Source organism: Streptomyces sp. BK208 (assembly GCF_004364245.1).
Classification (GTDB): domain Bacteria; phylum Actinomycetota; class Actinomycetes; order Streptomycetales; family Streptomycetaceae; genus Streptomyces.
Map to the genome: position 1 here is coordinate 57,854 of NZ_SOAV01000001.1, position 17,506 is coordinate 75,359.

Annotated in this window: 14 protein-coding genes and 1 pseudogene; 6 read left to right on the forward strand and 9 right to left on the reverse strand. The window is 68.9% G+C overall.

The genetic code is table 11. The features are described 5' to 3' along the window. Positions 1 to 166: 166 nt before the first annotated feature. Positions 167 to 838, reverse strand: a pseudogene (locus EV562_RS00280) (FAD-dependent monooxygenase); the annotation flags it as partial. Between the two features lie 777 nt (positions 839 to 1,615). Then, positions 1,616 to 2,050 carry a GNAT family N-acetyltransferase gene (locus tag EV562_RS00285; RefSeq protein ID WP_133884574.1) on the reverse strand — a complete coding sequence of 145 codons (435 nt, stop codon included), beginning with the start codon at positions 2,048 to 2,050 and terminating at the stop codon, positions 1,616 to 1,618. A gap of 369 nt (positions 2,051 to 2,419) precedes the next feature. On the opposite strand from EV562_RS00285, the gene EV562_RS00290 reads away from it, so the two are divergent. Both EV562_RS00290 and EV562_RS00295 read left to right on the forward strand, forming a co-directional pair. Beyond that, positions 2,420 to 3,307: a septum formation family protein gene (locus EV562_RS00290; RefSeq protein WP_133884575.1), complete on the forward strand. Its 888-nt coding sequence runs from the start codon at positions 2,420 to 2,422 to the stop codon at positions 3,305 to 3,307. A 252-nt stretch (positions 3,308 to 3,559) separates the two neighbouring features. Next, on the forward strand, positions 3,560 to 4,249 hold the full coding sequence (locus EV562_RS00295) for a class I SAM-dependent methyltransferase (RefSeq protein ID WP_133884576.1): 690 nt from the start codon (positions 3,560 to 3,562) through the stop codon (positions 4,247 to 4,249). On the opposite strand, the gene asnB is transcribed toward EV562_RS00295, so the two are convergent. After that, positions 4,242 to 6,083 (reverse strand): asparagine synthase (glutamine-hydrolyzing), encoded by a 1,842-nt coding sequence (asnB, locus tag EV562_RS00300; RefSeq protein WP_133884577.1) that lies wholly within the window; start codon positions 6,081 to 6,083, stop codon positions 4,242 to 4,244. The two genes, EV562_RS00295 and asnB, sit on opposite strands and share 8 nt — an antisense overlap. Before the next feature lie 472 nt (positions 6,084 to 6,555). Beyond that, a complete protein-coding gene (locus EV562_RS00305; RefSeq protein ID WP_133884578.1) occupies positions 6,556 to 9,408 on the reverse strand; it encodes a BTAD domain-containing putative transcriptional regulator in 2,853 nt (950 codons plus the stop codon). A 329-nt stretch (positions 9,409 to 9,737) separates the two neighbouring features. On the opposite strand from EV562_RS00305, the gene EV562_RS00310 reads away from it, so the two are divergent. Beyond that, positions 9,738 to 10,037, forward strand: a complete 300-nt coding sequence (locus tag EV562_RS00310) for a hypothetical protein (protein WP_243859934.1) — start codon at positions 9,738 to 9,740, stop codon at positions 10,035 to 10,037. 235 nt (positions 10,038 to 10,272) lie between these two features. Here the strand turns inward: EV562_RS00310 and EV562_RS00315 are convergent, their stop codons facing one another. Next, a complete protein-coding gene (locus EV562_RS00315; RefSeq protein ID WP_133884579.1) occupies positions 10,273 to 11,064 on the reverse strand; it encodes an alpha/beta hydrolase in 792 nt (263 codons plus the stop codon). Between the two features lie 36 nt (positions 11,065 to 11,100). Here EV562_RS00315 and EV562_RS00320 point away from each other — a divergent pair, with 36 nt between their 5' ends. Continuing rightward, positions 11,101 to 11,712, forward strand: coding sequence for a TetR/AcrR family transcriptional regulator (locus EV562_RS00320; protein ID WP_133884580.1), 612 nt, complete (start codon positions 11,101 to 11,103; stop codon positions 11,710 to 11,712). Positions 11,713 to 12,450: 738 nt separating this feature from the next. On the opposite strand, the gene EV562_RS00330 is transcribed toward EV562_RS00320, so the two are convergent. Further along, positions 12,451 to 13,134 carry an NAD(P)H oxidoreductase gene (locus EV562_RS00330; RefSeq protein ID WP_133884581.1) on the reverse strand — a complete coding sequence of 228 codons (684 nt, stop codon included), beginning with the start codon at positions 13,132 to 13,134 and terminating at the stop codon, positions 12,451 to 12,453. Positions 13,135 to 13,236: 102 nt separating this feature from the next. Here EV562_RS00330 and EV562_RS00335 point away from each other — a divergent pair, with 102 nt between their 5' ends. Next, entirely contained in the window at positions 13,237 to 14,175 is a 939-nt protein-coding gene (locus tag EV562_RS00335; protein ID WP_133884582.1) for an AraC family transcriptional regulator, read from the forward strand. Between the two features lie 170 nt (positions 14,176 to 14,345). On the opposite strand, the gene EV562_RS00340 is transcribed toward EV562_RS00335, so the two are convergent. Together EV562_RS00340 and EV562_RS00345 are read right to left on the reverse strand one after the other, a co-directional pair. Continuing rightward, positions 14,346 to 15,335, reverse strand: a complete 990-nt coding sequence (locus EV562_RS00340) for an aldo/keto reductase (protein ID WP_133884583.1) — start codon at positions 15,333 to 15,335, stop codon at positions 14,346 to 14,348. Between the two features lie 248 nt (positions 15,336 to 15,583). After that, the gene (locus EV562_RS00345) at positions 15,584 to 16,117 is read right to left on the reverse strand and encodes a GNAT family N-acetyltransferase (RefSeq protein WP_133884584.1); all 534 of its coding nucleotides are present in this window, start codon (positions 16,115 to 16,117) and stop codon (positions 15,584 to 15,586) included. Between the two features lie 229 nt (positions 16,118 to 16,346). Between EV562_RS00345 and EV562_RS00350 the strand changes: the two genes are divergently transcribed. Continuing rightward, on the forward strand, positions 16,347 to 16,808 hold the full coding sequence (locus tag EV562_RS00350) for a GNAT family N-acetyltransferase (RefSeq protein ID WP_347877060.1): 462 nt from the start codon (positions 16,347 to 16,349) through the stop codon (positions 16,806 to 16,808). Between the two features lie 60 nt (positions 16,809 to 16,868). Here the strand turns inward: EV562_RS00350 and EV562_RS00355 are convergent, their stop codons facing one another. Further along, positions 16,869 to 17,459 carry a helix-turn-helix domain-containing protein gene (locus EV562_RS00355; protein ID WP_133884586.1) on the reverse strand — a complete coding sequence of 197 codons (591 nt, stop codon included), beginning with the start codon at positions 17,457 to 17,459 and terminating at the stop codon, positions 16,869 to 16,871. Positions 17,460 to 17,506: the final 47 nt, after the last annotated feature.

The window sequence follows — 17,506 nt, forward strand, 5'->3', positions numbered from 1 at the left end:
GGGTGGACACAGCACTCACGAGCTGGTACACGCCCTCGCCCAGGACGATGAGGACGAAAGGCCCGAGCCGTTCACTGAAGTGCCCGTGTCGAGGAGGGCGGGGCCTCGGCCAGGGGCGGGGGCTTCCGTCGGCTGCGTTCCTGCGGTGCCGTGCTGGCCAGGGCGAGTTTATGAGCGGGAAGGCGATGTCCGCGGCCGCTTGCGGGGCACGGAAGACTCGGGTGGCGTAGGTGACGCCGGCGTCAACCTGCCGTTCGGCAGCTCGGGGAAGGCCCAACGCGTCGAGCCATTGGGGTGTGCGGGATCCGCGTCCCGAAGCGTCGATGATCAGGTCAGCCGGCAGTGTCGTGTGTTCGTCGCCGTTGCGGGTCCGGACTGCGGTGATGTGAGCGGCATCGCCTTCCAGTCCCACCGCGATGGTGTTCTGTCGTAGGGTGATGCGCTCGTCTGCGAGAACGTGTTCACGAAGGACGCTGTCCAGCAGGTTGCGGGAGCATACGAGGTTGCGGTGGTGAGTGGCGAGGAAGCGCCTGAACCAGACCTCGTTGGGCGCACGGGAGACCATGTCGGCCATGATGTGAGCCAGACGTCCGCCGCGGGCGACGACCTCGTCGACACTGCCGGGTAAGAGATCGTTGATGGCCTGTACCCCTCCGCTCCAGACGAGGTGCGCATGCCTGGCCTGCGGCGTATCACGGCGTGCCGCCGGCCCCTCTGGCAGGAGGTCACGCTCGATGATGACAACGTCGGCGAAGTCGGTCAGAGCGGCGGCGGCAAACAGGCCCGTCGCACTGGCTCCGATGATGACGGCTGTGGGCCGGCTGGTGCTAGGAGACATCTGTACTGATGCTTTCTGTTCTGGTCATCCTCTGACGGAGGCATCCGGCGTCCGAGTTGAGGAGAGACGGCGGACGGCACCACCTTGCGTACGGCCAAGCAGAGAGGCCGCAACCACCGGTGCTCACGCTGCGCGCGGGCTCGGGTCTGCAGGGAGGGCCCGACCAGCGAGCGTTGATCGCACTGCCTGAGCACCTGGTGCCGGGTATCAACGTCCTTGACGCGTGTCCCGGCCGGTGGGCGCGTTGGCGTCATCGGTGTCGGCGGGCGAGGAGTACGCGGTTCTGACGTCGTCCGGCTGGCTGGTGGGTGAGGGCTCGCTCGGACGGGCGGCGGCTGGTGGTTCCGTGGGGTGCTCGCGCAAGTAGTCGGCGAACGGCTGGGGTGAACCGAGGTGTTCCAACTGTTCCGGAGGCACGGTGGCCGCGTCGACCCACTCGAACGTACGCGCTGCACCAGTGCCCTCTGGCGCGAGCACCAAGGCGGCTTGTGAGGCGGTCACGGCGGTTACAAGCAGGAGACCGGCAGCCAGGAGACCCCGACGCGAGCGGCGTGGCGTAATCATGTTTCACGTTATCCTTTTAGCCTGAGGTCAGGTCACTGGAACGCTCTTTGTCGGCCAAGAGACCAACCTCAAGGGCTGGTCCCGCCCCCACAACAAGGCGAGATCGATGTGCCAGCCGCCTCCACCGCCGCTACGAACGTGGAGCCAGCGCTTCCTGGTCTTCACCGCCATCGCCTGTGCCCTCATTTGCTACCGCAGACCGACCGCACCCCTTCACCTCGCGTCATTCAAGATCATGAGGTGCTCGGGGTGCGGAACGGGGACGAAGCCAGCCTTCGCGTAGACGTCGTGCGCGTCGCGTGTCGAGAGGAGCACACGCTTGAGTCGATAGGGGGCGAGGTGGTCACGAATTGCTGTGGTGAGCCATGTCCCCAGTCCCTTGCCTCGGTGGGCGGGAGCGACGTAGACATCGCACAGCCAGGCGAAGGTGGCGCGATCGGTGACCACACGGGCATAGGCGACCTGGTCACCGGTGGCGTCGTGGACGGCGAAGTTGAGTGAGCCGCGCACCGACTCCTCGACTGTTTCCCGGGTGCGCCCAAGTGCCCAGAACGCATCGGTTGACAGCCATCGGTGCACCAGATCCACGTCGAGGTGATCTGGGTCCATGGAGAGCTCGTACCCGTTGTTCCAGCTGTTGGCGATCATGGCGGGCCAGCGTAGTCATGAGCACTTGGTTTTTCCAAGTGACATGCCTCGAAGGAGATGCCCGCCAAAATGCTGCCGCCCGGGCGCGGTAGCGCGCGGACGACCGACGAGTCCGCCCTCGACCGGGGCGGCTGCCTGCCCGGCCTGGCTCACCTCGGGGCTGACGCCACCGCCGACTGCCGGTGCACCCCGTGCGAGGGCGGGGCCGGTGAAGTCGGGTCCGTGCCGGTACAACCCTCGCGGCCCGTCCCGAGTCTGATATGCGATGAGGTGAGGGCCTGCCCCCGAGCCACCGGGCCTCGGTCGGCACGGAGATGGCATACGATCCGCATGCTCGCCGTAAAGATCAAGTAAGAGGATGTACACGTCATGGCTGCCCGTGCCCCCTATCGTTCCCTTCACGGCATATCCGCCGTTGCCGCCCTCCTCGCGCTCGGCGCGGTGGGGTGCTCGGACGTCACCGACGCCGTCGACAGCGCCAAGGACGGCGCGAAGAAGGTGGCCCGCCAGCGCTCGGTGTTCTCGTTGGACACAGGTGACTGCTACAACCCGTTCGGCAAGGCCGAGGGGACGGCGTACACCGTCGAGATCGTGCCCTGCGGCGAGGCGCACCAAGGCCAGGTCGTGGGCGAGTTCTCGATCGACGAGGGTAAGGCGTACCCCGGCGACGACAAGGTCTCGGCAGTCGCGGACACCCGCTGCCCGGTGGAGGCGCAGAAGTACGCCCCGGACACCTGGGCGCTCCCCAAGGGCGCCGAGCTCTTCTACTACACCCCGACCGCGGAGAGCTGGGCGACGGGCGACCGCTCGGTGAGCTGTACCTACACCGCCGGGAAGGGCGCGCTGAGTGGCACGCTGAACACCGCGAAGTCCCTCAAGCCCGAGCAGCTCACGTACCTCGAGGGGGCCAACGCGGTGTACGAGGCCCTGTGGGGGAACCAGCCCGAGAAGGACTCCGTGGAGGACGACCTGCCCGGTTACAAGGCGCAGGCCAAGGCCGTCGCGGATGCTCTCCAGACCCACGTCGAGAGCCTCAACGGCATCGACGGCGCCGAGGTCGGCGCGCTCCGGACGACGCTGACGAAGGCGGCCGGCGACTGGAAGAAGGCCGCGGACGCCGCCGACGCCGACACGTTCTACGCCGCCTACGACCCGGCGTTCACCGGCATCGACCCGAACAAGTCGGTCGCCGCCCGCAAGGAGCTGGGCCTGGCCACCACTGTTCCGGCCGAAGAGGCCGAGGTCTGGGCCGGTTGACACTTCTGAGGTGCGGGCACCGGTCGGCCGGTGCCCGCACGTGTTCCGTCACGAGGCGGGATGAGCGAAGTCCCCCGTTCATCCCAGGGTGGCCGCACCCCTTCGTCGCCGACCTTGGATCGGGAGCCACCTCAGGGTCGTCGGTCCTGGACGTGGGCCGACTCGGACCCAAGCCCGAAAGCCATGTCCCGTTCCCGCGGGCGGGGAAACCCGGGCAGTGGTGCTGTCAGCGCATGCCTCTAGATTCACCACGTGACTGAGCCCTCTTACCTGGCTGAGGTCCGGGAGTCGTACGACACCGTGGCCGACGCTTACGCCGCCCTCGTCAAGTCCCCAACAGAACTGGACCCGCTGTCACGCTCGATGCTGACCGCGTTCGCCGAACTCGTGCAGGCATCTGGCCAAGGACCGGTCGCAGACCTGGGCTGCGGCCCGGGCAAAGTGACGGCGCACCTCGCCGGGCTCGGGGTGTCACCGATCGGCATCGACGTGTCCCCCAGGATGATCGAGCTGGCGCGCACCGCTTTCCCGGACTTGCCCTTCTCCGTGGGATCCATCACCGCCCTGCCGTTCGCAGACGACGTGCTCGGCGGCATCCTGGCCTTCTACTCCATCCATCACACGCCCCCCGAGCTGCTGCCGCTCGTGTTCGCCGAGTTTCACCGCACCCTGGCACCCGGTGGTCGTCTTCTCCTCGTGAGCCATGTCGGTTCTGGTGAGCACCGTCGTCCTGAACAGGCCTACGGTGGCCTGCCCGTGTCCTTCGAGTCCTATCGCCTGCCTCCAGGCCGGCATGCGCGGATGCTGAACCTGGCCGGGTTCGCCGTCGACGCTCAACTGGTTCAGGAGCCCGACGAGAGCCTGACATGGAAGATCGCCAGCTTTCTTGCCCACAAGCCGACTGTCGACAGGCGCTCCCCGGGGGCCGAGTCGTTCAGCTGACGACGATTTCCGGCTGGTAGAGGTCCAGCCACAGGGCGAGATCGAGGGCACGTTCCAGGCCGCGCCGGTCTGCCTGGCCGCTCATCGGCGCCTCCCGCTCGGCGGCTCGGCGCAGGCGGTCGGGGTCGACGAGGTCGAAGACGGGGTGGCCGCTACGGGCGAGCAGGTCCTTGGCCTGGTCCTGGAGGGCCGCCGCGTACTTGGGATCCTGAGTGGACGGGTAAGGGCTCTTGACCCGGTCGTACACGGACTTCGGCAACACGTCCGCGGTCGCCTCGCGCAGCAGGGTCTTCTCCCGGCCGTCGAAGGACTTCAGCGCCCAGGGAGTGTTGTACACGTATTCGACGAGCCGGTGGTCGCAGAAGGGGACGCGGACCTCCAGGCCGACGGCCATGCTGGCGCGGTCCTTGCGGTCGAGCAGGATGCGTACGAAGCGGGTCAGGTGGAGGTGGCAGATCCGGCGCATCCGGTACTCGAAGTCGCTCTCGCCTTCCAGGCGCCGGATACCAGCCACGGCGTCGCGGTAACCCTCGGCCACGTACGCGGGCAGGTCCAGTTTCGCCGCCAGGTCAGGACGCAGCACGTCTGTGTCCTCCCCCATGTGGCGGCTCATCGACACCAGCCAGGGGAAGGTGTCGGCACGGCGTGCTTCCTCGTCGAAGAACTGCAGGTAGCCGCCGAAGACCTCGTCGGCGGACTCGCCGGACAGGGCCACGGTGGAGTGGTCGCGGATCGACCGGAAGAGCAGGTACAAGGAGGCGTCCATGTCGCCGAGGCCGGCCGGCAGGTCCCGGGCGCGGATGACCCTGGCGCGGATCTCGGGGTCGGCGAGGGCCTGGGCGTCCAGGACGATGTCCTGGTGGTCGGTGCCCGAGGCGCGAGCGACGTCATGGACGAAGGGAGTGTCGGGGGTGCCCCGGAGTTCGTCGGCGATGAAGTTCTCGGTCTGGCCCGCGAAGTCCACGGCGAAACTGCGTACCTTCTCGCCGTGTTCGCCCAGCTGCCGGGCTGCGAGCGCGGTCATCGCGGATGAGTCCAGTCCGCCGGAGAGCAGGGTGCAACGGGGCACGTCGGCGACGAGCTGACGGCGCACGATGTCGTCGAGGAGCGAGCGGACGTGTGCGACGGTGGCGTCCCTGCCGTCCGTGTGCGGACGGGTCTCCAACTCCCAGTAGCGGCGCTGGTGCACGCCCGAGTGGTCGACCGTGACGACGGTGCCCGGTTCGACCTCGCGCATGCCGTCCCAGACGGCGTGACCGGGTGTCTTGATCATGGTGAAGAGTTCCCGAAGCCCGTCGAGCCGGACCCGTCGGCGGGCCAGTGGATTGGCGAGGATCGCCTTGGGCTCGGAGCCGAACAGGACGCCGTCCGCCGTCGGGTGGTAGTAGAACGGCTTGATGCCCATGCGGTCGCGGACCATGACGAGCTTGTTCTCGCGACCGTCCCAGAGGGCGAAGGCGTACATGCCGTTCAGACGCTCGGGAAGGGTGTCACCCCATTCGAGGTAGCCGCGCAGCACGACCTCGGTGTCGGAGTCGGTGGCGAACCGGTGCCCGTGGTCCGTGAGTTCACGGCGGAGCTCGGTGAAGTTGTACGTCTCTCCCGAGTAGACGAGCGCCACCGTGCCGTGGGGGGTGTCGACGCTCATCGGTTGCCGGCCGCCGGGCAGGTCGATGATGGCGAGCCTGCGGTGGCCGAGCGCGGCGGGCCCCTGCGCCCAGACGCCACGGTCGTCGGGTCCGCGACAGGCCATCGTCTCGGTCATCGCGTCCAGCGCCGCTTTCTCGGAGCCGAGATCGCGGTCGAAGGAGACCCAGCCGGTGATGCCGCACATACGCAACCTCCTGCGTCCTGCCCGCCAGGCGACCCTGCCCGACCAGCCGTTTCGCGACTGCGAGCGGATCGACGACGAACCAGTTGTAGTAGCCATCTATAGCTTCGAGCGTGCGACATGTGAGCTGGTGAGGTCAATGCTGTGGGTGCCGAAGGGACACAGAACTTCTCTTCATTTCAGCCATCCTTTGCGATCGCGATACCTTTTATCACCCTCAGGCAGGGCTTCCCGCCGCACCGAATCGGCCACGGGCAAAGTCTTCGCCAACCGTTGACCGCCGACGCCGCGGAATCCTGCCTCGGCCACCGCCGGCCGACCACGGTCGGTGCGCGGCACCGCGCGCTTCCGTCAACCGGCACCGCCCCACGAGGACTTCGAGCCCGACCCGGGCATGCTGGAGACATCTCTCTCCCCATGTGGGCGGATCGGCCACGAACTCTCAGTGCCGGCGAGCTGCATCAGCCCCGCGACATCAGCCCCGCGAGGAGGCGTTCGACGCCCCGGGCAGCCGGGCTGCCGTGCGGATGTGGAGGTGCATCCTGGCAGCGTCGGTGTCCAGTCCTCGGTCGGTGTAGATCGCGGCGGCCTCCCGCCAGCAGTCGATGGCCTCGTTCACGCGTCCGAGATGGGCCAACGAGGTGGCCAGCACGGCGAGGGGCACGGCAAGGGTTTCGTCCTGACCCCCGAGGGACGTGCGGCCGAGCGCGATGGCGCGTCGGCAGTGAGCGATCGCCGTGCCGTGGTCGCCGATGCCCTGCCAGCCTCTGGCGATGTCCGCGAGCGCACATGCCTCGCCGTCCGTGTCGCCGAGTTGCCGGCGTAGCGAAGCGCTGCGCATGCCGTGGTCGATGGCCTGCCGGTGGTTGCCGAGGTCGGCGTGGAGTGCAGCGGTGTTGCCTTCGGCCACGGCTTCCCAGCGTCCGGTGTCGAATCCCCGGCTGAGGGCCCGCGCTTCGTCGAAATGGTGCAGTGCCTCGGTGAGACGGGTTTGCCGCCGTAGCAATCTACCGAGTTCGGTGCGGGCGGCAATCTGGATGTGGATGTTGCCGACATCCTCCGCGAGTGCGCAGGCGCGGGTGAGGTCTGGTTGGGCGTCCGGGTGGTGCAGGTGGGCCAGCGCTTCTCCTCGAGCAAGCAGCACGTTGGCTTCGTGCTCGGTCCGACCGGACCTCTGGGCAGCGCGCAGGGCGGCAGTGGCGGTGTCGATGCGTTCCTCCCAGCCGCCCATGAGTACCAGAAACCCGAGCGCGTCGATGAGGTACAGGGCGTGCCGGTCCATGGCGCGGTCGACGGCGTGGTACAGGGCTGCGGCCAGATTGGCCCGTTCCGCGGTGAACCAGGTCCAGGCGTGGGCGCGGTCGGGCATGGCATGAGGGTGGGCAGGCTCAGCGGGGTCCGATACCACGCGCGTGCAGGTGGGGTACAGACGTCTGTCGGCAACGTGAGCCGTGTGGCTGTACCAGGTGAGCATCGCATCGAGGGCGTCGCGGCGCTCATCCTCGGTCTCCTGCTCATCGGCCAACTCGTTCGCGTACGCACGCAGGAGGTCATGGAAGCGGTACCGGTCGTGCGTGACCGGTTCGATGAGGTGCGCGTCGCCCAGCGCCTTGAGCAGGTTCCGTGCCTCGCGTGGCGGCAGGTGCGCGAGGGCCGCCGCGGCGGGCGTGGAGATGTCCGGGCCGGGGTGCAGGCCGAGACGCCGGAAGAGAAACACCTGCGATGGGGTCAGCTGTTCGTAGGACCAGTCGAGTACCTTGCGGACCGCGGCGTGAGGATCTTTGCCCCAGCTCAGTGCGTCGAGTCTGGAATCCCGGGCGGCCAGTTCGGCAACGATGTCGGCGACGGCGGCGCGCCCGTGAGCGGCCGCACGCCCGGCGGCGATCCGCAGTGCCAGCGGCAGACGCGCGCACAGCCGAATGAGCTTCTCCACCGCGGCCGGCTCTGCTTGGGCTCGGCTGGGGCCGATGATGCCGACGACCAGGCTCAGAGCCTCGGCCGGCGACAGCACGTCGAGCGTCAACCGGTGGGCGGCCTCGGTGACCACCAGACCGGTCAGGCTGTCACGGCTGGTTACCAGCACCATGCAGCCGGGTGTTCCCGGCAGTAGAGGGCGCACTTGCTCGGCGCTGTTGGCGTTGTCCATCACGATCAGCATGCGCCGTCCCGCCACAAGCGTACGGAAGAGACCGGAGCGCGCTCCGGTCCCGGCGGGCACCGCCGCGGGGGGAATTCCGAGGGCGACTAGGAAGTCGTGGAGGGCCTCCTCCGGGAGCGCGGGCTTCCCGGGGCCGTACCCGCGCAGATTGGTGTGGAGCGTGCCATCGGGGAAGCGGCCTTGGACACGGTGCGCCCAGTGCACCGCGAGCGTCGTCTTGCCCACGCCGCCTGTTCCGTCGAGTGCGGTGATCACCACGGCCTGCCCGTCGGCCGGCGGCAACAGGGCGTCGAGCTCAGCCAGGTGATCGGCGCGGCCGGTGAAGTCGCGAATTGCCTGGGGAAGTTGCCTCGGTACCGGCGGAGCGACGCTCGGAGGCTGCCTCGGGTTGGGCACCGCGCCGGCGGACCGGGCACGGTTCATCGCGCGGGATCGGGGCTCACCGCGCAGGATCAGCTCATGCAGGCGCTGTACGTCGGGTCCGGGGCCGACTCCGAGTTCCTCGACAAGCCGGGCTCTGAGACGGTGGAACACCTGCAGTGCGTCCGCGCGTCGGCCACAGCGGTCCAACGCCGTCATCAGCTGCACATGCAGCCCTTCACGCAGTGGATGGTCGTGCACGAGATCGGTCAGGTCCTCGATGACCTCCTGATGCTGACCGAGTTCCAGCCTCCATCGGACAGACAACTCCAACGCGTTGAGCCGCTGCTCGTCCAGCCGTGCTGCCACCCTGTGCAACGCCGCCGTGCCCAGTCCGTCGAGTGCGGGCCCACGCCACAGGCTCAAGGCCGTCCGGATCGCTCCGACCGCCAGCTCCATCCTTCCCTCAGCTGCCTGACGGCGGCCGTCGGCGACCCCGGCGGCGAACCGAAGCCAGTCGAGATCGTGCTCACCGACACGGATCAGGTAACCGGGCTCCTCCGTACGGATGAGCCGCTGCTCGGTGTCACCCAGCCGTTCACGCAGCGCAGAAACGGAGTTCCGCAGCTGCTTGACAGCCGTGGCAGGCGGCTCGTCCTCCCACGTCATCTCCGCGAGCCTGGACAGCGGCACCACCGAGTCCGGTGTCAGCAACAAGGCGGCCAGCACCCGCTGCCGACGCGCTCCGGGCACCGGCATCCGCTGTTGTCCGGACCAGACCTCAAGCGCGCCGAGTACGCGAAAGTCCATCCCCCGAACTTCCCTCTTCACCGAAAGCAACCGAATGGAAGCATAGCGTGCACGGGAACGCCCTCCCGACGCCGATGGTGACGCGGTGATGACGCCATGGGGACGGTGTACGAGACGGTGATCGACATCGCCACCCCTCCCCCCGCAAGCCGGGGTGGGGCGACAGGGCGAGGGCCTTCCCGAGCACGATCGACGCAGAGGACGAGACAATGAGAGAACTCAGGATCCCGACAGAGCCCCGTCAAGACCGGGCCGCCTCGGCAAAATCCACGCGGTGGCGCTACGCCACGACCGCAGCAGCGCTGGCCGCGACCAGCGTCGTAGGTCTGGTGACCGCAGCGCCGGCGAGCGCCGCGGTGAAGCAGACGTGCGGCACCTACATCTGCGTGGCCACCGCCTACCAGGGCACCCGCTACGTCCAGGACATCACCGTCTTCACCAGGGACGGACTGCCGGGGACGCTGCGGGCCTTCGCGGCCGACTACCGGAATTCCAGGGCCAACGACGACCGCCACGTGTTCACCGTCAACCGGGAACTCGGCCAGCCTGGAACTGGGCGATTGGCCGTCTGCGGAGGTCTGGACCGTAGCGGCAGAGTGATTGAGAACCACTGCGTCCTGATCCCCTGATCCCCTGACCCCCTGATCCAAGAAGTGCCTGCGTGCCGTGGGCGGACAACCCGTACCCGCCCACGGCTGCTCGTCCACCGCTGGCAGACGCACCACGGTGCAACGAGGCACGCGCGGCCATGACCGTCACCGCAAGGAACGGGGACGATCGCCGGATGAGCGCACCGTCCGCTGCCCAGACGCCAGGACGGAACTCACCCAGCACCTCGATCATGGTCGGCCGTCGTGCGCGGCCTCACCCTGCCAGCCTGTCGATCAGGCGGGCGAGCTGCGTGGGCGCCTCCAGGTGAACGAGGTGACCCTGACCGGGTAGTTCGTGGACCGTGGCGGCGAGGACACGCCGGCGGATGTTGTCGAAGGCCGTCCCATAAGGTGGGGTGCCCCGGTTCGCACCGCCGACGATCAGATCGACGTGGTCCGCCCGCCGGGCCAGGAGGTCAGGCAGCGGTTCGTTCACGGCCAGTGTCTCGTCGTACAGTGGCGCGCTCAGGCGACGGAGGGTCTCCCAGACCTCGCGGTCCGCCCGCAGGGCCTCCACCCGGGCGGAGTCGAGGCCAGTGATCTTCCGGTTGACGATGTCAACGGTCGTGTCCCAGTCTTCGTTCTCCCGCGCCTTCTTGAGGTCGGGCAGGGCGTGACGGCCGAAGGGCCGCATCACGGGCTCGTAGGCGATCAGCCTGCGCAGGGGGCGCTCGTCGGCGGTGAGCAGCGCGATCAGGCCTCCGTAGCTCCAGCCGAAGACCGCCGACGTGTCGGCGAAGGCGTCGAGGACGGCCTCCAGGTCCTCGACTTCGGTGCGCAGCGAATAGCTGTCGGTCAACGGCCCCGAGGGGGTGCGGCCCCGACGGTTGACGACCATGACGGAGGGCCAGGCGCTGATGGCCGAGGCGACGTGGCGCCACGCGTGCGCGTCGCTCATCACGCCGGGGAGGACCACGAGGCCCGGAGCGCCGGGGTCGCCGTGCACGTCGACCGTGACCCAACTGCCGCCACCGACCGACACTCTTTTCTGAATCGTTTGCTCCATAAACTGATTATGGAGCAAACGCTCTACAATGCAAGAGTGGAACAACGACAGCGGGGGCGCCCCCGAGCCTTCGACCGGGATCACGTGATCCTCGAGTCCGCCCGTCTGTTCTGGCGGAGCGGCTACTCGGGCACCTCGACGCGTGCCCTGAGTGCGGCGACCGGGCTGTCGACATCGAGCCTCTACGCCGCGTTCGGCAGCAAGGCCGGGCTGTTCGACGAGGCCGTGCGGACTTACGCCGAGCGCTACCGGGAGATCTACGCACGGGCCGTCGAGGAAGGGAACGTCCACACCGTGGTCGAGCGCGTCCTCGTCGAGTCGGCCGACGAGTTCAGCCGACCGAGCGACACCCACCCGGGCTGCCTCCTCAGCAGCGCCGTGATGACGGACAGTACGAGCACGCTCGACGCGAGCGCCTACTTCGCCGAACTCCAGAGCTCGAACGAACGGACCCTGCGGGAGCGTATCGAGCGGGCGACCCGGGAGGGCGACCTGGTCGCGGACACCGACCCCGCGACCCTCACCGGACTCGTCCAGTCCGTCTGGCACGGACTGTCGGTACGCGCCCGGCTCGGCGCGTCCCGTGAGGACCTGCTCGCGACGGTACGGCTCGTCCAAGACCTGATCCGTGAGCGGCTCACCCCGTGAGGGCCCAACCCCCAGATGTCGGTTCAGGCCCGGTCCCGGTGTCGGCAGCCAGGGCGCTGCCCGCCGGGAATCTCGATGCCGGGGTCGGCGCTGTGGGCCGGCCGCGCCCCTGGCTCGCCCCCGTTCGGGCGAGGGTCCTCGCCTTTCGGTCCGCACCCCTCTAACGTGGGCGGCAGCCGCCGAAGGGAGGCCACCATGTCGAACGAGCCACTGGGCCCGCTGGGTACGGCAATGCGGGAGGTCACGTTCCCGGACCAGTCCCGCGGGATCATCTTGGTACAGGCGGGAACACCGCAGGACGAGGCGGAGGAAATGGCCGCACGCGTGTGGGCTGAGTCTCCGAAACGCTGAAGACCTACGGCGGCACGCCCCACCCGTGACACGGGTGGGGCGTGCCGCTGCCTGCGACGGTCGCCGACAGCGGCAGCGGCAGCGATCCTGCTGGGACGGTAGGTCCCGGAGCGGGGGCGTGTGGTCAGGGACCGACGAGTGCCTTGAGGACTTGGCGGTCGGCCATGACCCGGTAGGCGTCCGAACGGATGTGACGGCGCGGCGCGACTTCAACGACGTGCCCCGGATGCGCTCGGACCGTCGCCTGCGCAGGGCCGCACCATCCTTGCCGAGCCGGACCTGGGACCGCTTGGCGGCTCACCGGTGAAGCTCGGGTCCGGACCACGGCTCTGGGAGTCCCCCGACGCACTGCTCGCCCGGTGCCACCGACCGTCACCGCCGTGGTCCTCAGCCCGCCGCCACCGGCTCCGTCGCGAGGAAGGCTTCCACGGCCTTCCTCGCGCGACGGTCGAACTCGGCGTACTGCGCCTCGCGTTCGGCTCCCTCGACCGACTCGCCGACGAGCAGGTTTCCCTCGGCGTCGAGTCGCTGCGGGCGCTCCTCGGCATCGGGGAGGAGCGCGACGGAGGAGTGGGAGAACCCGCAGTAGTAGGCGATGCCGTCACTCAGGCTGGTCTCCAGCACGGCACGCATCCCCTCCGTGACGGGATCGTCCGCGGTGGCACCGGCCAGGCCCAGCCACAGCATGCCTTTGCCGGCCAGACGGGGCTTGCTGCGGCCGTAGGCGAATCCGTAGTTCCAGACCCGGTCGATCCAGCCCTTAAGGAGGGCGGGCGCGCTCTGCCAGTACACGGGGAACACGGCGACGACGAGATCGGCGTCGAGAATGCGCCGCATGTGGGCCCGGACCTCCTCCGAGTACGGCTTGTCCCTGTCACCCCAGTCGGGCTGGTCCTCCGCGTTCATCCGCGGATCGAAGCCTTCAGCGTCCAGGTCGAGCAGGTCGACGTCGTACCCGGCGTCCTCCAGCTGCGCGACGGTACGGCGGGCCGTGTGCGCCGTGAGGGAATCGGCGCGGTGGTGAGCCATGACCACAAGGGCGGTTCCGGCTGGGCTGTCGAGGTACGACATCGTTTCTCCTGACTGGTCTCCATCGGGGCTGCCACCAGTACACGGGTGATCGACTGGATGATCCATGAGAGAAACGCTCCATGGCATAGGAGTTCGTCTACGATGGCCCACGTGGATCCCTTGAGTTCTCTGCTCAGCGGCATCCGAGCCGAGGGCTCGGTGGTCAGCCACGCGGTACTGAAAGCGCCCTGGACCATCCGCTTCGCCGACGGGGCCCCTCTCACCATGCTCAGCGTGCTGCGCGGTGGCGGCGCCCTGCGCCTGCCCGACGGAACCGAACGAGCGGTGCGCGCCGGTGACACGGCCCTCGTACGCGGTCCGGGCACGTTCCACCTCGCGGACGCGCCTGCCTCTTTCGACCGCCCCCACGTCGAGTACGAGATCGCCTGCTTCACGGAATCCGTCGAGTGCTCCGGCCAGGATCTCGGCGGCATCCGCTGGGGCAACGATCCGGACGGAGCGACCGCGCTGATCGTGGGCGCCTACCGCGCATCAGGCCGTCGCCACGAGCGACTGCTGCGTGGCCTGCCACCGGTACTGGTGGTCAGCGAGGATGCCGAGGTCTGCGAGTGGCTGGAGCAGGCCGCCGCCGACGCCGCCCTGCGCTCGGCCGGCTCGCAGGCGCTGATGGACCGGCTCCTGGACTGGGCCCTCGTGTGCACGCTGCGCGCCTGGTTCGAGCAGACGAGGTCGGACGCCCCGCACTGGTATCGCGGCCTGGCCGACCCGATGCTCGCCCCCGCGCTCCACGCCTTCCACGCCCGGCCCTCCCAGAGGTGGACGGTGGCCGCGCTCGCCGCCGAGGCCGGTGTCTCGCGCGCGTTGTTCGCCAAGCGTTTCACGGAGGTGATGGGCCGTCCTCCGCTCGCCTACGTGACCCAGTGCCGCATGGACGAGGCGGAGGCACTGCTGTCCGACACCGACCTCGCCATCGCCCAGATCGCCCGAACCGTCGGCTACGCCGATGCCTTCGGCTTCAGCGCCGCGTTCAAACGGCACCGGGGCCTGAGTCCCAGCGTCTTCCGCACCGCGGCGGTCTGATTTCTCCCTCAACGTCGAGCGAGGCGAGGGCGGTGGGGCGCATCGCCCCGGTGGCGGCTGGGCCCTCCGAAGTGGTCCACGACCGGCCCGTCCACGGTGGCCGCCAGGGTGGCGCAGAGGCGGGCGACCTCGAGCCACCCGGTCACCGTGGCGGACGCGCGGCAGCGCGGTTACCGGTTGACCGAACGCATCCCCGCCTCGTCGTACCGCTCCCCCGCCGCGTCCGGCAGCTCCTCGGCGATGCGCGCCAAGTCCTCCTCGGTCAGCTCGACGTCGACCCCTCCGGCGTTCTGCTCCAGGTAGCTGCGGCGTTTGGTACCGGGGATCGGCACCAGGTGCTCGCCCTGGGCCAGTACCCAGGCGATCGCCAGCTGGGCGGGAGTCGCCTCCTTCTCGGCGGCGATCTCCTTCACCTTGGCCGCCAGGCGCAGGTTCGCCTCCAGGTTGGCGTCCTGGAAGCGCGGGTTCTGACGGCGCCAGTCGTTCGCATCCAGCTCGTCCGGCGTGGTGAACCGCCCGGCGAGGAAGCCCCGCCCGAGCGGCGAGTACGGCACGAATCCGATCCCCAGCTCCCGGCAGGCGGGCAGCACCTCGGCCTCCACGTCCCGCGACCACAGGGAGTACTCGCTCTGCACGGCCGTGACCGGGTGCACGCTGTGAGCCCGCCGGATCGTCTCCGCGCTCGCCTCGCTCAGCCCGATGCACCGCACCTTGCCCTCGGTCACCAGTTCGCCCAGCGCGCCGACGGTCTCCTCGATGGGCACATCGGGGTCGACCCGGTGCTGGTAGTACAAGTCCAGGTGGTCGGTGCCCAGGCGCCGCAGGGAGCCGTGGACCGAGCTGCGCACGTGCTCGGCGGAGCCGTCCTGCGGGCCGATGGTGCTGGTGTCGCCGGGTACGGCATCGTCCATCCGGTAGTTGAACTTGGTCGCGATCACGTACTCGTCGCGACGGCCCCGGACCGCCTCGCCGACCAGTGACTCGTTGGTGAGGGGGCCGTACATCTGTGCCGTGTCGAGGAAGGTGATGCCGAGGTCGAGAGCGTGCCGGATGGTGGCGATGCCCTCGGCCTCGTCGGCGGAGCCGTAGAACGCGGACATGCCCATGCATCCCAGGCCGACGGCCGACACCTCCAGGTCCCTCAGACTGCGCTTCCGCATGACGTGTACGGTCCCTTCTCGCAGGTTCGTTCGTAGTCCCGGAGGCGCGCTTGCCCCTCCCCCATCTAGCGACAGATGGCGCTTACCGGCATCTCGAGCCGGCGCAACGAGCCCGTCGCGTCGTGCGGCCGCTGCTTCCCCGTCCTCCTCGGGCCGGCTCTCCGCCCGCCGGCCGGAGTGCCGGCCCGCGGACGCGACGCCCGCTACGACACCGTCGCCACGGCAGCCCCGGCCGCTGCGCCCCGCCTCTACTCCTGGTACTGCGTCAGGTCGATACTGAATACGGTCAGGTCGTCTCCGTGAACCGGATGCTGTGCGGCGCCTTCCGCCTGCATGCCGAGCTTGTCGATCACAGAAGCGGAAGCACTGTCACCCGTCCGCAGGACCGCGACCACGCGTTCCAGACCGCGGTCCTGAACGGCGAACTCCAGTGTGGCGTGGGCTGCTTCGGATGCGTATCCCTGTCCCCAGAAGACTCGCCCCAGCCGCCAGCTGATCTCGACCTGACCGGCCACCTCTGTCGGTGCGTCGGCAACGGACAGACCCACGGCACCCACCAGTTCGCCCGAGCCCAGCAGCTCGACCGCGAACACCCCGAATCCCTCCTCGTCCCACTCCTCCTCCCATGCCTCGATGTCCTCGGCGGTCTGCTCCACCGAGCGCGGCCTGCCGTCGCCGATCCTCCGCATCACGAGGGGATCGGCGTGGATCTCGGACAACGGGACGAGGTCTTCCTCCAGCCAACGGCGCAGGACGAGACGAGGGGTGCGGATCTCGGTCATGCCCCCATCCTGCCGACGCGGCGGCGAGAGCGCGAACCGCGACGTCAGGTGCCTGGCACGGCAGCGATGCGTCCGCGTCACGACTCGGTTCGGCGGCCGCCGCTCCGGACCGCGTCCGTACCGGCGGGCCGGCCCTCCCGGGGCTCGCTCTGCGGCCGCCGGCAGGCACGACGCCCCACAGGCGCTACCGCTGAGTAGAATGTTCCTTGTGCTTTCGAGTATCCCGCCCGTGCGTGGCGAGACGTACATACGCCGGGCCGTCGCGCGGGACGCCAAGCGGCTGACTCGACTCGTGCGCGGCTCCCGCGCCTACCAGGGCCAGTATTCCGCGATGGTCGCGGACTACCGCGTCGGGCCCGACTACATCGAGAACAATCTGGTATTCGTGGCCGTCGACTCCGAGGAAGCCACGGGCCGGGTGCTGGGGTTCTATTCGCTGGTGATCATGGCTTCGGAGCTGGACCTGCTCTTCGTCCAGGACGGAATGCAAGGTCGCGGCATCGGGCGGAGGCTGGTGGAGCACATGAAGTCCGAGGCGCGCGCGGCGGGACTGGAGCGTGTCCGTGTGGTGGTGCACCCCCCGGCCGAGGGCTTCTACCTCCGCGTGGGTGCGGTGCCCATCGGGACCGTCTCCGCCAACCCGCCCGCAGTGGCGTGGGACCGGCCCGAGATGGAGTTCCCGACCCTGTGAACGGCACCCCCGGAAAGCCAGGCGGTGGCTGCCGTCCGGGCCGGCGGGGAGGGGGTGTGCTCAGCTACTGGTTTCCTGGTTCTGGCTGTCCGCTGCGGTGTCCTCGGCTCCGGTCCCGGTCGGCGGTGCTTCGACAGGGAAGAGGATCGGACTGATGAGGTACTGCGAGCGGTCGGGCGACGGCTCGTTGGCCAGGTGGGGGGCGATCGCCTCCCGCATCCCGTCGATCATCCCGCGCAGTTCCGCAGAGCTGAGCCAGACGGCGTGCTGCCGGTAGCCGACCAAGTCGGTCACCGGGTCGGCCGTGTCGCGGTCGAGATACGCGGTGAACTCGGCTGTCAGGACCGCCAGAGCGGCAGCGAAGGCGTTGCGGTGGTCGTCGAGCGAGAGCGAATGGACCGTGTCCGTATTGATCCCGGCGCGGTCGCCGCGCAGCCGGTAGTGGCGCTCGACCGCGCCACGCACGCGTCGCTCCCGGGCGATTTCCAGGACCCCAGCGGCTGCGAGCAGGTCGACGTGCCGGTACACCGTGGCCTTCGAGACGTCCCGAATGCGGTCGCACAGCTCTGCGGTGGTCAGTTCCCTGCCGCCGCGCATCGCATGAACCACTCGCAACCGCACCGGGTGGGCCAAGAGTTCGAATGCATCCATCCCGCAACGATCTCACATCATGCTACCGTTCGCACCTCTTGAGAAAG